13 protein-coding genes are annotated in these 16,248 nt (G+C 27.3%); 7 read left to right on the forward strand and 6 right to left on the reverse strand.

All coding sequences use genetic code 11. The annotated features are described in order from the left end of the window. Positions 1-208: 208 nt before the first annotated feature. From Q1J48_RS07945 to Q1J48_RS07970, 6 genes are all read left to right on the forward strand, one after another. Positions 209-685 carry a flavodoxin gene (locus tag Q1J48_RS07945; protein ID WP_300330264.1) on the forward strand — a complete coding sequence of 159 codons (477 nt, stop codon included), beginning with the start codon at positions 209-211 and terminating at the stop codon, positions 683-685. Positions 686-687: 2 nt separating this feature from the next. Next, positions 688-1,029: a DUF2023 family protein gene (locus Q1J48_RS07950; protein ID WP_300330261.1), complete on the forward strand. Its 342-nt coding sequence runs from the start codon at positions 688-690 to the stop codon at positions 1,027-1,029. Between the two features lie 70 nt (positions 1,030-1,099). Further along, positions 1,100-1,462 carry a YbaN family protein gene (locus Q1J48_RS07955; protein ID WP_300330258.1) on the forward strand — a complete coding sequence of 121 codons (363 nt, stop codon included), beginning with the start codon at positions 1,100-1,102 and terminating at the stop codon, positions 1,460-1,462. Between the two features lie 16 nt (positions 1,463-1,478). Continuing rightward, positions 1,479-2,090: a MotA/TolQ/ExbB proton channel family protein gene (locus Q1J48_RS07960; RefSeq protein ID WP_300330255.1), complete on the forward strand. Its 612-nt coding sequence runs from the start codon at positions 1,479-1,481 to the stop codon at positions 2,088-2,090. A 9-nt stretch (positions 2,091-2,099) separates the two neighbouring features. After that, on the forward strand, positions 2,100-2,489 hold the full coding sequence (locus tag Q1J48_RS07965; protein WP_300330252.1) for an ExbD/TolR family protein: 390 nt from the start codon (positions 2,100-2,102) through the stop codon (positions 2,487-2,489). Between the two features lie 12 nt (positions 2,490-2,501). Further along, on the forward strand, positions 2,502-3,212 hold the full coding sequence (locus Q1J48_RS07970; protein WP_300362504.1) for an energy transducer TonB: 711 nt from the start codon (positions 2,502-2,504) through the stop codon (positions 3,210-3,212). A 453-nt stretch (positions 3,213-3,665) separates the two neighbouring features. On the opposite strand, the gene Q1J48_RS07975 is transcribed toward Q1J48_RS07970, so the two are convergent. The 4 genes from Q1J48_RS07975 to Q1J48_RS07990 form a co-directional block, all read right to left on the reverse strand. After that, positions 3,666-5,084: an alanine/glycine:cation symporter family protein gene (locus Q1J48_RS07975; RefSeq protein ID WP_300330244.1), complete on the reverse strand. Its 1,419-nt coding sequence runs from the start codon at positions 5,082-5,084 to the stop codon at positions 3,666-3,668. Between the two features lie 315 nt (positions 5,085-5,399). Beyond that, complete coding sequence (gene carB, locus Q1J48_RS07980; protein WP_300362507.1) at positions 5,400-8,606, reverse strand: carbamoyl-phosphate synthase large subunit; 3,207 nt, start codon at positions 8,604-8,606, stop codon at positions 5,400-5,402. Positions 8,607-8,662: 56 nt separating this feature from the next. Then, complete coding sequence (locus Q1J48_RS07985) at positions 8,663-9,697, reverse strand: carbamoyl phosphate synthase small subunit (RefSeq protein ID WP_300362509.1); 1,035 nt, start codon at positions 9,695-9,697, stop codon at positions 8,663-8,665. A gap of 197 nt (positions 9,698-9,894) precedes the next feature. After that, positions 9,895-12,933: a UvrD-helicase domain-containing protein gene (locus Q1J48_RS07990; protein WP_300362511.1), complete on the reverse strand. Its 3,039-nt coding sequence runs from the start codon at positions 12,931-12,933 to the stop codon at positions 9,895-9,897. Positions 12,934-13,126: 193 nt separating this feature from the next. Here Q1J48_RS07990 and Q1J48_RS07995 point away from each other — a divergent pair, with 193 nt between their 5' ends. After that, positions 13,127-14,308 carry a dicarboxylate/amino acid:cation symporter gene (locus tag Q1J48_RS07995; protein WP_300330233.1) on the forward strand — a complete coding sequence of 394 codons (1,182 nt, stop codon included), beginning with the start codon at positions 13,127-13,129 and terminating at the stop codon, positions 14,306-14,308. Positions 14,309-14,356: 48 nt separating this feature from the next. Here Q1J48_RS07995 and Q1J48_RS08000 read toward each other — a convergent pair whose 3' ends face one another. Together Q1J48_RS08000 and Q1J48_RS08005 are read right to left on the reverse strand one after the other, a co-directional pair. Then, positions 14,357-15,385: a hypothetical protein gene (locus tag Q1J48_RS08000; protein WP_300330230.1), complete on the reverse strand. Its 1,029-nt coding sequence runs from the start codon at positions 15,383-15,385 to the stop codon at positions 14,357-14,359. 17 nt (positions 15,386-15,402) lie between these two features. After that, positions 15,403-16,185, reverse strand: a complete 783-nt coding sequence (locus Q1J48_RS08005; protein WP_300330227.1) for a formate/nitrite transporter family protein — start codon at positions 16,183-16,185, stop codon at positions 15,403-15,405. Between the last annotated feature and the right edge of the window lie 63 nt (positions 16,186-16,248).

Genomic DNA, 16,248 nt, shown 5'->3' on the forward strand with positions numbered 1-16,248 from the left:
ATAATTTTTTAAAATTTAATAAAAGATTTTTTACTTGAACTATTATATTTTTTTATTTAAAATTACTATAATAGTTCTTATTTTCTAAGAAATTTCAAAAATAAAATATTTTCTTCAAAAAATAGTTTGACAACCTAAACATTTTATGATAAACTCATCTCATAGAAATAAAAATTCTAAATTTTAAAATTATCTAGGAGGATATAATATGAGAACAGGAATATTTTTTGGAAGTACAACAGGAGTTACAGAGGATGTTTGTAAAAAGGTTGCTAAACTTTTAGATGCAGATGTTTTTGAAGCTAGTGAAATAGATAAAGTAGACGACTACGATTTTCTAATTTTTGCGACTTCTACTTGGGGAATGGGAGATCTTCAAGATTCTTGGTTAGATGCTATTGACTCTTTAAAAAATAAAAATCTTTCAAATAAAAAAGTTGCTTTAATAGGTGTTGGAGATCAAATGGGATTTGGAGACACTTTTGTTAACGGAATGGGAACTATCTATGATGTTGTTTCTGAATTAGGTTGCAACCTAGTAGGAAGAACTTCTACTGATGGATATGATCACTCAGATTCTACTGCAGTTAGAGATGGAGAATTTGTTGGACTTGCCATAGATGAAAACAATCAAAGTGATTTAACTGATGAAAGAATTGCAAAATGGGTTGAAAGTGTGAAATAACTATGAGTATAGAAAAAAGAAGAGAGCTTGATCTTTTTATCCATATGATTTATGAATTAGACAAGGGAGTTAGAGTCCTTTCTCTTCTTACAACTTCTATGGATAACGAAGATGTAATAAAAGAAAAATTAGATGAATGTGGTTATAAATATATGTTTGAATATTTAAATAATAAAATGATCAATGTATATTTTGGGACCGCTGAATCTATCTTAGTTGTTAAAAGTTTTAACAAATCTTCATTGACACATCTTTCTCCAGAAGAAGACTTTATACTTGGAATTTTATTAGGATATAATACAGAAAAGCAATGCACTAGATACTTATCTAGAAAATCTGCTTAAATTGAAGTAAAAGATCTGAAAAATTCAGATCTTTTATTTTTTTAATTATTAAGAAAGAAAATGAGGTACTATGAAACATCTTTTACTATTATTAGGTTTTATTTCTTTAATCTTGGGGGCTGTTGGGATATTTTTACCAGTCTTACCAACTACTCCATTTCTATTACTAAGTGTATTTTGTTTTGAAAGATCATCAGAAAAATTTCATCGCTTACTCTTAGAAAATAAAATATTTGGACAATACATTAAAGATTATAGAGAGAAAAAAGGTATAACTTGGAAAAATAAGATTATTGCCTTAACCACTCTTTTGGTGAGTATAAGTTTTTCTATATACAAAGTAAACAATTTACATTTAAAAATATTTTTAATATTTGTTTTGATTGGAGTATCAACTCATATCATAAAAATAAAAACTATCACAAATAAATAAATTTTAAGGAGGAACAATGTTACATTATTTAGAAATAGGTGGACCATTAATGTGGATTCTTTTATTTTTATCAATTATTTCATTATCAATTATTTTAGAAAGGGTTTTATATTTTATCCTTAAAGAAAAAAATCTTAGTAATAACTTTAAATCTAATGTTATTTTAGCAATTTCACAACACGATATGAAAAAGGCATTTGTGCTTTGTGATCGTGAAAAAAATACTGTTGGAGAAACTATAAAAGAGTTTTTAGTACGTTATAATCACGATGGAGATTTCCATCACTTTGACCAACTTGTAAAAGAAATAGCTATGGAAAGAGTTGGAGTTCTTGAAAAAAGATTATATATCTTAGGAATTATTGGACACACTGCTCCAATGATTGGACTTTTAGGAACAGTTACTGGAATGATTCAAGCATTTAGTAACCTTGCATCATTAGGGGGAGGAGATCCAACAGTTGTTGCTAACGGAATATCTCAAGCACTTTTAACTACTGCTGCTGGACTTTCTATCTCAATACCAGCTATCGTTGTATATAATCTTTTAAATAAAAGAATTGAAGATGTAGAAGGAAATATTGATAAGATAACAACAAATATCATTAATATAATTAGAAAAAAATAGGAGGATAATATGGGAAGATATAGAAAAAAGAAAAATATTCTCGCCGTAGATTTAACTCCTCTTATAGATGTAGTTTTTCTATTGCTAATATTTTTTATGGTGTCAACTACATTTAATAGATATCATCAAATAGAAATTGATGTTCCACAAGCCAAAATCGAGGAAGAAAAGAAAGATCTTCCATTGGAAATTATAATAGATAAAGATGGAAAATACTTTACTTTAAAAGATGGAAAAACAAATGAAATGGATATAAATAATTTACCAGAGGTTTTAAATGGAGTAAAAGAAGTATCTATTACAGCTGATAAAAATTTAAAATATCAAGTTGTTGTGGATACTATTGCAAAAGTTAAACAGCAAGGAATAGAAAATTTAGGAATAAATTTCTACGAGTAGTTTGGAGGGAATATGAAATATATAGTTATATCTTTACTGATTCATCTCGCCATTTTTATTCCTTTTCACAGCAAAATGAATACACTTGGAGATGTCTATGTACATAAAAAACTTTCTATCCCTATCTCTTATAATGTGAAAAATAAGATTGAAAAAGTGGATAGTACAAAAGCTATTCCTGAATCTCGTCCAGAAGTAAAAGAGTCTGAACCTGTAAAAGAGGTTGAGAAAAAAGTAGTAAAAAAAGAAGAAAACTTTGAAAGTAAAATGCAAAGTAATAAGAAAAAACCAAAAGAAAAAGAATCACCTAAAAAAAATAATGATAGTAAGAAAAAGAAAAGTGATCAGAAAGATGATAAACCTAAGCAAGAACAAAAGTCTAATCCTTTTGAAAACGAGAACTTTATGATTAACTCTGATGGTACTTATACTGCTCTTACTACTCAAGGTATTCCTTTTGAGATATTAAGACAATTTGATCCTAAATATCCAAAACAAGCTGAAAATATCAGATACAGAAAAGTTGTAACTGTAAAAGTTAGATTCTTAGTTGATCTTAACGGTCAGGTTCAAGATATAAAAATATTACAATCTCACGCAAAACTAGGTTTTGATAAAGAGGTTTTAGATTCTTTAAAACGTTGGAAATTTAAACCTATCTTCTACAAAGGAAAAAATATAAAAGTTTACTTCATTAAAGAATTTATATTTGAACCTAAATAATATGCCCACCCTAAAGGCTATTGTATTTTTATAAATGCAGTAGTCTTTTATTTTATCTTAATATTTAATTCTACCAATAACCAATTTTAAAGATCCATCTAAATTTTAATTATTAAGCTTTCTTATAAAAGAATGATAAAATATAGTTTTATCCTAATAGTATTCTTATATCTTTAATTTAACGTTCTAGATTTAACTTATTCTTTATATGGGAGCTTTTATTACTAAGCCAATTATTTTATTACCCTTCTCATATAAATTCAATTTTATTTTCTCTTTCAGATATTCTCAATTTTTAAAGTTATTCTTTTATTTTTTTTAATATTAACTTTTAAAATTTTTATTAAAATTCAATCTATAATAATTTATAATTTTCTTGTATATAAAAATAAAACAGATTTAAATAACTTAATACTTAAATCTGTTTTAATTAATTTTTTATAAAATTTTATCTTAGTTTCTTTCTCTTACCATTTTCTTTTCTGTTTTTTCTTTTTTTATCTCATATCTTTTTTCTTTTAATAAAACCTCATATTTTTTTAATTCTACAAAAGTTTCTTTAGCTAAAGGTGCAAGGAAAATTATATTTATTACTGTCATTATTCCTAATCCAAAATCTGCTAAAGACCAAACAAAGATATTTTGTTTTATTCCACCTACATAAACCATCAATATAATAGCTATTTGATAAACTATATTTAAAGATGTTTTTTCACTTATATAGTTAAGTGCATTTTTTCCAAAATAAGCAACTGCTAAAATTGTACTTAATGAGAAGAAGAAAATTATAACTACTGTGAATGGTAATCCAACCCAACCAATATGTGCTTTTATTGATTCTTGGAAAAGTGCCATTCCACTTAATTCTTTTCCATTTAACATCATTCCCTCAACACCAACTACTTTTTTAGCTCCTGCTAAAAGAACTACAAAGGCTGTTGCACTACATACTAGTAATGTATCTACGAAAACCCCTAGTGCTTGAACCATTCCTTGTTTAGCTGGTTGTTCTATATCAGCTACTGCTGCTGCATAGTTAGAGTTTCCACTTCCGGCCTCATTTGAGAAAAGTCCCCTTCTAACCCCTTGCATAATTACAACTCCAATTGCTCCTCCAGCTATCTCTTGAGCACCAAATGCTTGAGTGAAAATAGTGTGAACCATACTTGGAATCTGTCCTATATTTCTTAAAAGTATATATATTACAACTCCTAAATATAGAGTAGCCATTATAGGAACTATTTTATTTAATGCCTCTATTATTGCATCTTTTTTTCCTTTACCAAATATTATTAATCCAACAATAACTGTTAATCCTATTGAAACCCAGTCTTGATTTATATTATAAGCACTTGATACTGACTCTGTAACTGAGTTTGACATTACTTGAGTAACTCCAACATAACATAGTATTGAAGCTATGGCATATATTCCACCAAGCCACCCTAATTTATACTTCTTTCTAATTATCCAAGGTGTTCCACCAATATATTTTCCATCTTTATTTTTTTCTCTATAAAGAACTGCTAAAGTTGATTCAACAAAAGATGTTGAAGCTCCTAATAAAGCTACTAACCACATCCAGAATAATGATCCAGCCCCTCCAACTGTTATAGCTGCTACAACTCCAGCTATATTTCCAGCTCCAACTCTACAAGCAGTTCCCAAGAAAAATGTTTCCAAAGAACTTATTCCATTTTCTTTCTTCTCATCATTTGTAAAAACAGATAAAATTGCTCCTAATAATCTAAATTGCATAAATCTTGTTCCTACACTTGCTAAAAGTGCTGCCCCGATCAATAAGACAACTAAAATATTTTTCCCCCATAATAAATTATTTACTTGATCTACAATTCCTGTTAATATTTCCATATCACTCACTTCCCTTTCTTTTTTACTCATTTAGTATATCATTAAAATATATAAAATAAAAGATAACAATATTTTTTATTTTTTGTTCGTAAAAAAATATATATTTCCTTATTTTTATTAATATTAAATTTTATTTTTTAATATTTATTTGTTCGGTATATTTTTTGTTTTATAAAAAATAATATTATTATAACCCAATTAAATTTAAATTATAATTTTATTAAATTTGCAAAAGAAAAGCCAAAGAGATTTTAAAATCCCTCTGGCTTATTTTTATAACTATTTAACTTTGAAACAGTACACCTTAGATTCTAATTAAAGTCTTGAAATATCAAATACTTCTAATTTATCTTCTTCTAAGTGTTCTTTTTCCATTTTTATAACAGCTTTTAAAGTATCTATTGAAGTTAATACCTCTACTCCATACTCAGTAGCAGTTCTTCTCATTCTGAATCCATCTCTTTGAGCGTCGTTTGCTTTTGTAGGAGTGTTGATTAATAAATCAACTTTTTTATTCATAAGAATAGTTAAGATATTTGGCTCTTCTTCTCCAATTCTTCTTACAACTTCTGATTTTATTCCGTGCTCAGATAGGAATTTATTTGTTCCAGCAGTTGCAAATATTTCACAGTTAAGATCTATTAATTCTCTAACGATTGGTAAAAACTCTTCTTTATCTTTATCTCTGATTGTAAGTAAAACTTTTTTACCAGAAACTTTATTAACTCTTTTTCCACCAAGTAATCCTTTGTAGATAGCTTCTTCTACTGTATGTCCTACTCCTAAAACCTCTCCTGTCGATCTCATTTCAGGTCCTAATGAAACTTCAACTTCTGATAATTTTTCTGTTGAGAATACTGGTACTTTTACAGCCACTAGATTTGGTTTTTTGTAGATTCCTGTTCCATAACCAATTTCTTCTAATGTTTCTCCTAAAATTATTCTTGTTGCAATTTCAATTACAGGAAGTCCAGATATTTTTGAAATATATGGAACTGTTCTTGAAGATCTTGGGTTAACCTCAATTACATATAACTCATTTTCATAAGCTATAAATTGAATGTTCATCATACCTTTAGTTTCTAAAGCTTGAGATATTTTCTTAGTTATTTCTAATACTTTCTCCTCAGTTCCTTCATATAAGTTTTGTTGAGGATAGATTGTTATTGAGTCTCCAGAGTGAACTCCTGCTCTCTCTAAGTGTTCCATTATTCCTGGGATTAATACATCTTTACCGTCACAAATAGCGTCTACTTCTAATTCAATTCCGTTTAAATATTTATCTATTAATACTGGATTTTCTGGGTCTCTGTCAAATGAAGATTCAAGATATTTTACTAAGTTATATTCATCGTGACAAATTTCCATTCCTTGTCCACCAAGTACATAAGATGGTCTTACAAGTACTGGATATTTAATTTCATTTGCAATTTCAATTCCGTGGTTGATATCCCAAACTGCTCTTCCTTTAGGTCTTTTTATATCTAATTTTTCCATCATTTCTTCGAATTTTTCTCTGTCTTCTGCTTCGTCTATTTTCTCAGCTGAAGTTCCAAGAATTTTTATTCCTCTATCTGATAAAGCATTAGCAAGTTTTATAGCAGTTTGTCCTCCAAATTGAAGTACAACTCCTTCTGGTTTTTCTTTTTCTATTATATTTAAAACATCTTCTAATATTAATGGTTCAAAGTATAATCTGTCTGCTGTATTGTAGTCAGTTGAAACTGTTTCTGGGTTGTTATTGATTATGATACTTTCAATTCCCATTTTCTTTAATGTTTTAATTGAGTGAACTGTACAGTAGTCAAACTCAATACCTTGTCCAATTCTTATTGGTCCTGAACCTATAACGATTATCTTTCTTTTATTTTCTACTTCTACTTCATCGTGCTCATCATATGTTGAATATAAGTAAGAAGTTTGTGCTTTAAATTCAGCAGCACAAGTATCAACTCTTTTATAAGCTGGTATTATGTTGTGCTCTTCTCTTTTGCTTCTGATATCGTCTTCAGTAACTCCCATAAGTTCTGCTATTCCTTTATCAGAGAATCCTTTTTTCTTTAATTTTCTTAAATATTCAGGATCTAAATCTTTGAATTTAGTTTTCTTTAATATTTCTTCTTGTCTTACTAACCACTCTATTTTTTCCATAAAGAATTTGTCTATACCAGTGATTTTTTGTAATTTTTCTTTTATATATCCTCTTCTTAACATTTCAGCAACTACGAAAATTCTTTCGTCGTCAGGTCTTACAACTGCTTTCTTTAATTCTTCCATTGTAAGTTTTTTAACTGCTGGATGCTCAAGGTTAAATCTTCCAATTTCTAGAGATTTTAATCCTTTTAAGAATGCTGCCTCAAAGTTATCTCCTATTGACATAACCTCTCCAGTAGCCATCATTTTTGTTCCTAAAACTTTGTTTGCATTTCTGAATTTATCAAATGGCCATTTAGGAATTTTTGCAACTATATAGTCAATTGTTGGTTCTGTACAAGCATAAGACTCTCCAGTAACTTCATTTATTATTTCATCAAGTGTATATCCTAAAGCAAGTTTTGTAGATACTCTAGCTATTGGGTAACCAGTTGCTTTAGATGCAAGAGCTGACGAACGAGAAACTCTTGGGTTAATTTCGATTATAGCATATTTCATTGATTTTGGGTGAAGAGCAAATTGAACGTTACATCCTCCGATTACTCCTACCTCATCTAATATTTTTAAAGCTGATTTTTTAAGCATTACTGCTTCTTTGTGAGATAATGTTTGAGTTGGAGCAACAACTATTGAGTCTCCTGTATGGATTCCAACTGGGTCAACGTTTTCCATATTACAAATTGTAATACAGTTTCCATTTTTATCTCTCATTACTTCATATTCTATCTCTTTCCATCCAAGGATAGATTTTTCTATTAAAACTTGTCCAACTCTTGAAAGTTTTAATCCTTTTAATAATATTTCTTCTAATTCTTTTTGAGTGTAAGCGATTCCTCCACCAGTTCCACCCATTGTATAAGCTGGTCTTACAACTACTGGATATCCGATTTCTTTTGCAACTTCAATTCCATGCTCTAGACTTTCTACGATTTCACTCTCTATACAAGGCTCTCCTATTTTCTCCATTGTTTCTCTGAAGATTTCTCTGTCTTCACCTTTTTTTATAGACTCAACAGAAGTTCCGATTACTCTTACATTATATTTTTCTAATATTCCTTTTTCTGTTAATTCAACAGCAAGGTTTAATGCAGTTTGTACTCCCATTCCAGCAAGTAATGAGTCTGGTCTTTCTTTAGCTATTACTTTTTCAACAAACTCAGCTGTAATTGGCTCTATATATATTCTATCTGCAACAGCTTTATCTGTCATTATTGTAGCTGGGTTAGAGTTTATTAATACAACTTCTACACCTTCATTTTTTAAAGTTTCACAAGCTTGTGTTCCTGAATAGTCAAACTCTGCTGCTTGTCCTATTATAATTGGTCCTGAACCTATTACTAATACTTTTTTTATTGATTTATCTAACATCATTTCCTCCTAAAATTGTTTCTTCAAAAATATATGCTAAAATATTTAAAAATTTATTAAACAAGTTTTAAAAAGTTTTCAAAAACATCGTTTGACTCTTTGTATAAGTCAGGCATATATTGAACTGTAACTATTTTTAAGTTATCGTTTTTCATTCCTTCTATTGTCTTAACGTTTACTCCTTGATGAGTCATTTCAAAATCTTTAGGAAGTTCTTCAACTACATATCCTGTATTTTGAGCTGTTATAATAACTTTTCCTGTTGCAAGGTTTTTAACTGGGTATCCACCTCTATGTCCATATTTTAATTTTGCTACTTTTCCTCCAAGAGCAAGAGCGATTACTTGGTGTCCTAAAACTTCTCCAAACATTTGAATTTTTCCAGCTAATTTTTTTATCTCTTCCATAGTCTCAGTTAAGTTTTCTGGATTTCCAGGTCCGTTTGAAACTACTAAAGCTGATAGATTAGCAGCTAAGATTTCTTCTGCTTTTGTATTGTATGGGAATACAACAACATTAAATCCTCTTTCTTTCATATATTCAAGAGTACTATTTTTAACTCCTAAATCAAGAACTCCTATTCTTTTTCCTTCATTAGCTATTTCATAAACTTCTTTTGTGCTTACTTCAGCAACAGCATTTTTATTTGAAAATTTTTCAAATCTTTCTTGGATCTCTTTCTTAGTTAAATCCTCAGCTGTTATGATAGCTTTCATAGCTCCATTATCTCTTATTATTTGAGTAAGGTATCTTGTATCGATTCCTTTAAATCCTGTTACATTGTATTGTCTTAAGAAACCGTCTAAAGTCATTTCACATCTAAAGTTGTTTGGTAATTTTGCATCTTCTTTTATGATTAATGCTCTTAATTGAACTTTATCTGATTCCATATCATCAGTATTTATCCCATAATTTCCTATCATTGGATATGTCATTGTAATCATCATTCCATGATTTGCTGGATCTGTTAATATTTCTTGATATCCTGTCATTCCAGTATTAAAAGATATCTCTCCTACAGTATCTGCTAACTCACCAAAAATTTTTCCTTCAAAAACTTTTCCATTTTCAAGAATTAATTTTCCCTTCATTAAAGACCTCCCAAAATTTATAAAAAAGAGATATAACTAAAATAGTCATATCTCTAATTAAAATTGAAAAAAATAGAAAATTTAAAAAGATTAAAAAGATCGTCTTTTTTTATTAAAAATGCTGTATTTATCTTATTAAAAAAGCCATTTAATCTCTTCATTTTTTCCTCCTAAATTAATTTTCGAAGATTATTCTACTATAAGTTTAATTTTTTGTCAAGAGATTTTTCTTTTATTTTTTTATCTATCTCCCTTAACTTTTCTTTTAATTCTTTATTAGTTTCCCCTATTATTCTTATATATATTTTTTTCATTATCTCTTTTTTTCTCATTTTGATCGAATTTTTATCATCAAGCACCAAAATCCTCATAAAAAGATTTTCTATTATTTTTTCATTTAAGAAATTTATATTCAATTTTTTTAAGAAAATTTTAAAATATTTTACTTGATAATTTTCAATACAGACATCTAAAGGGTTAGTTTCTATACTTGCATAGTTATCTTCTACTAAATTTATTTTTAAAATTAAATCTGTTAATTGTCTATTTTTATTTTTTAAAGAAAACTCAACAGGAGTTTCTACTTTTGAATTAAATACATATTCATACTCTTCATCAAAGAAATAATTATATAATTCTATTGCATTGGAAAAATTTTCCTTTGCTATATAAGTTAATATATCATATTTTCCCTGAACTTTTATATTTTTCTTAGCTCCTAAGAACAGAAGCATATTTAAGATATCAATATCATTTAATTTTAAACTATTAAATAGTGGAGTTAATTTATTTTTATCGAAGGTATTTATATCTTTTTTACCTAAAAGTTTTTCTATTACCTCTATTTTATCATTTACACCCTCTATTTTATTAAATTTTTCCTCTAATAATTTTCTTCTCATCTTTGAAATTCCAATATAATTTGAAGCTTTTTTATAAAAGTTAAGTGCTAAAGAATAATTTTGTTGTACTTCATAGATCTCAGCCAATATATTATTCTCTTGTTTTTTTCCAAATATAGCCACAGCTCTATCCAACTCTTTTTTACTAAATCTATTTTCACTTAATTTTTCTAAAAATATTTTTTTTATCTCAGCGTATCTATATGGGGTGTCAAAAGTTTCAACTGAATATATCAAACTTTTTATATATTCCTCTTTTTTTAATGTTGTATCTATTATTAAATTTTCATAAATCTTTCTTTTATTTTCTAATCTGTTCTCACTTATCTTTTCAAGAGCTACTTTATAATCTCCATTTTCAATATCCTCTTCTATATTTTTCTCAAGTATCCAAGTAGGGTATCCTGCCATTTCAAAAGCCTTTTGTGCCTCTTCATAGTTTTCAACATTATAAAGTCTTATTCCCTCTTCTAGCCATTCCTCTTTATTTGATATATTTATCTCTTTTGTTATTTTTTCTTTTGTTTCATTATTAACTACTTTTATAAAATTCTTTATCTTTTCTAATAGAAGATTACCTTCTAGTTTATCCTCCATTATAATCAGATTTTTTTTACATCTAGTTATTCCAACATAAAACAGATTAAAATATTTCCTATATCTTTGATCTCTTTTTACATCCTTATTAAATATTTTTTCCCAAGCAAATAGATTTGTTGTTATCAAGTTTAGACATACAACATTATCATATTCAAGCCCCTTTATCTCATCTATACTAAACACTCTCATGTGTATATCTGAATATCTATCCAGTTTATACTTTTCCTCTTTCGAAGAAACTATAATAGCGTATTTAACGTCTTTCTGCATAGTTTTTAAAAGTTCATAATCAGGTGACATCAAAGTAATTTTTCCCTTATCAACTATAAAATTTTCTTTATAATCCTTTACACCTAAGTTCCCTATATATTCCTGTCTTAACTCCGTTAAAAAGTTAGCAAGTTCAACAATATCTTTTGAGTTTCTGTAATTTTTACTTAAAATAACCTCTTGATTTTGAATTTTTTTAGTAAAATAATAATTTCTAAGCCTTTCAAAACTAAATGAATTAAAGTTTATCATCTGATGAATATCTCCAGCTAATAAGATATTTCTATAATCATTTACTAAATTCAACATAAAATAAATTTCTACCTCTGTAAAATCCTGTATCTCATCTACAACTAAAAAATCATATTTTATATCAAGTCCTATACTTCTCACTGCTAAATCATTCATATCGTATAAATCATTTTCTTTTTTCCAGTTCTCATATTTTTCAGCTATCCTATAAATAAATTTCTTTTCTTCAACAGTCAGCAACGAATAGTTTTTATTTAACTTTTCATACTCATCAAAAGAGATAAACTTTTCATTTATATCTCTGCTCCAGTTATCAGTTCTCTCTTTAAACATTAAACCTTTTAATATTCCCATTATTTCAAAATAGATATTAAAATCCTCTATCTTCATTTTTTTTCTATCTGGAAATGAAAAAGCTAAAAACTCTTTAAATCTTTTTAGTCTTACAATTTTTCTTGTATCTATTTTTAAAACTTTTTTATAAAACTCTCTTGGAGTATAAAATTCAGTTATTTTTTTATCATCTTTATTTCTAAAAAGATTATACTGCTCCTCTATGCTGTCTTTTAAAAGTTTATTTCCTGTAAAATATACTACTTTCTTTATTCCATATATATTTTGATATTCCTCTAAATTTAAAATTTTTCTTATGGTAATTGTACTTTTTCCACTTCCAGCACTTCCAGCTACAAGCAGAGGTGTGGGCTCTTTCAAAGCCTCATATTGCTCATCATTTAAATAATAATAAAAATATTTATTGCTGTGTCCAACCTTTTTAAATTCACCATCAGAGGTAACTTCATAACTTATTACCTGATTATAATCAAGATAAATCTCCTGAGGAATCTCTTCTTTTTCCTCATCTATAAATTCATTTTTATCTATCTTAAAATCTCTTACTTCTTTTATATCTGCATTTTTTCCCCTCTTTACTCCTCTATCATGAGTTGAATAAAGAATAAAAGTTATTTTTTCCTCTTCATCACCTCTCCTATCTAAAGAAAAGAAAATTCTATCTCCATTATTTATTCTAAATTCAAATCTATTTTCTATCCCATTTATTTTTTTTATCCAAAATCCTTTAGGAATATTTCTTATATTATTTATATTTCTTAAAATTTCTTGATAAAAATAATATAAATTTTTTTCTATTTCCTCTATTTTTTCATTTTTTATATTTTTAAAAAAATTCTCTCTTATTAAAAATTTCATATTTAAAGTCCTCTCATTTTTTCTATTCACTATTAATTATACTATAATTTAATTTTTTATCAAATTTTTTTAATCACTTTAATTCATTTTAAATAATTCCTGACTTTTTTAATAAAAAAAGTTGACTTTTTCATAATTTTAAATTATACTTAGGGTATAGTTACTAATTTTTTATTTTTAGGGAGGTTTTTATATGTCAGAAGAAGTAAAAACAAAAAATAAAGATTACCTAATAATAAAACTTATAATTGGAGTTATTTTAGGTTTTATTGTAGGAATCTTTTCAAATCAACAGATTATTGGAGTAATTAATACTATTAAGTTTATCCTTGGACAGATTATATTATTTGTTGTTCCTTTAATTATTCTAGGGTTCATCACACCTGCTATTACACAAATGAAATCAAATGCAAGTAAAATGCTTGGAACTATGCTTGGATTATCTTATGTATCATCTGTTGGAGCAGCTTTTATGTCAATGGTAGCTGGCTATGCTTTAATTCCTTTATTAAATATTGAAAGAAATAAAGAAGTTGCAAAAGTTTTACCAGACCTAATATTTAAAGTTGAGGTACCACAAATAATGTCTGTTATGAGTGCTCTTGTGTTATCTATCTTTCTTGGACTTGCTGTTATTTGGACAAATTCTAAAAAAGTTGAAGAACTTTTAATTGAGTTTGGAAATATTACTCTATCTATTGTTAATAAAATTATAATTCCAATTTTACCTTTCTTTATTGCTAGTACTTTTGCTACACTTGCATACGAAGGTAAAATTATTAATCAACTTCCTGTTTTCTTTAAGGTTATTATTATAGTTTTAATTGGACATTTCATTTGGTTATTTATTCTTTATACAATTGGAGGTATTGTTAATAAATGTAACCCACTTGATGTTCTTAGACACTACGGACCTGCTTATTTAACAGCAGTTGGTACAATGTCATCTGCAGCTACTTTACCAGTTGCTTTAAAATGTGCTAGAAAATCTCCAGTTTTAGATGAAGATGTTGTAAACTTTGGGGTTCCATTAGGTTCTAATACTCACCTTTGTGGTTCTGTTTTAACTGAGGTTTTCTTTGTTATGACAGTTTCTAAAATTTTATATGGACAAATTCCTAGCCTTGGAACAATGCTACTTTTCATAGTTTTACTTGGAGTTTTTGCAGTTGGAGCTCCTGGAGTTCCCGGAGGAACTGTTATGGCTTCTCTTGGTATCATTTACTCTGTATTGGGATTTAAAGAGGATGGAACTGCACTTATGTTAACTGTATTTGCTTTACAAGATAGTTTTGGTACTGCTTGTAATGTTACTGGTGACGGTGCTTTAACTATGATATTAAATGGATTATTCAAGAAAAGAAATAATAATTAATATAATTATAAAATAAAAAAGAGAGAAATTTAATCTCTCTTTTTTATTTTATAATTCAACACTATTTAATAAAACTTTTATATCTTGGAAGAAGTTTGACTCTAATTCTTCCTCAATAATCTTTTCTATTATTTCTCTCTCTGATTCAAAAATAACTGAATTTTCCTCTTGAATATTTCTAACAGTATAATTTCTTTTTATCTCAAAGTTTTGCATATTTAATAATTTTCTGTCAGAGATTTTAAATATACTATAATATCCACTTATAACCAACTCTTTCTCTTTAACAAAAATTTTTCCCTTTTCTGTTTCCTCAATAGATATTCTTCTAGTACTAATATTTTCTTTTGTTAAATCAAGCTCAACTAAATAGTCAGCTTCTCCATCTCTTCTATATCCTTTAAAATAAATATATTCACCTAAAGTTTTATCCATATATGCATTTGAAATTTTATGAAATTCTCCTCTGATTATGTTGGACAGGGTATCGTATCCTAATCCTCTAGTTGAAAAAGAGATTTTTCTTGTAACATCTTTTTCTAAATCTAATTTTTTTTGATTTATTTTTAAACTAGGGATATATCTCAACACATTTTCATACTCTCTTATCTTTCTTATTTTTTCTCGACGAGTATAATTTTCTACCTCTTCTTTTAAAATATAATTTTCTACCTTTTTTACAATCTCAGCTTGAGATTTTTCATAATCTTTATTATTAAATTTTATCCTATTATTCCCTTTTGATAATTTTTTTGCTTTATCACTGGCATACATAAAAATTTTTAACTTTTCTATATCTGCTTTTGATAAATTATTCTTTTTCATAATAAGTTTTTTATTTTCTACAATCTCAGAATATTGGACATTAAAAAGTATAACTCCTTTTGAAGAATCCGGTATAGCTTCTATTCCCTTAGCTAATTTTTCAACACCTTTTATAGTTATGCCCTCTTTATTGTATATATTTGTAGCCTTATCTATATTCCTTTCACCAAAATATTTATCTAATGTGGTACAGCCTACTATTTGTAAAATAAAACCAATCAATATCAGTTTTTTTATAATTTTTTTATTCATTGCAAAACCTCATTTTTTTATTTTTTATGTACATATAAATAATAAAATACCATTGGGAAAAATATCCCACCTGATAAAAAGTTCCCTATTGTTACTGGTAAAAAATGTGTAGAAAAACTTCCTATAAAGTTTACTGATTCTGGTGAAGTTATCTTAGCCATCGTTATAAAAAACATATTTGCTACAACGTGTTGATATCCACTAATTACAAACAGCATTATAGGAAAAAGACACCCATAAAATTTTCCTGCTGAATCCTTTGAGGAAGTTGATAACCAAATACCAGCTATAACTAAAATATTACATAAAAAACCACTAAAAATATTTTCACTATAACTTAGAGATAATTTATTAGTAGCTATATTAACAATAATTTTTTGCATAGGTTCTGATTTAAATATTCCTGCAAAATAACTTAAATATGCTACAAGTCCTCCACCTAAAAAATTTCCTATCCAAGTTAATATTAAATTTCTTAAAATTAATTTTAAGCCCACATCTTTTTTTAAATAATTAACAAATAGCAAACAATTTCCTGTAAATAAAGTTCCACCTAATAATAGACAAAGAATGAGTCCAACTGGAAAGATTGTTGCTCCTAAAAATTTTACAAATACTTCATTTGTAGGATTACTGCTTTGCAATATAGAAAGTTGTCCCACTCCTGCAACTCCTATAAATATTCCCCCTAAAATCCCAGTTAATAATATTTTTTCAGTCTCTGCATAAATTTTTTTTAAATTACTCTTAATGATAACCTCTATGGCTTCCACTGGAGTATAAAATAAATGTAATGACATATTTTTTACTATAACACCCCCCTTATAATTTTAAAAACCGTCTGGTTTTGACCAGGCGGTTAA

It is taken from the genome of Fusobacterium sp. (assembly GCF_029258315.1).
Classification (GTDB): Bacteria; Fusobacteriota; Fusobacteriia; order Fusobacteriales; family Fusobacteriaceae; genus Fusobacterium_B.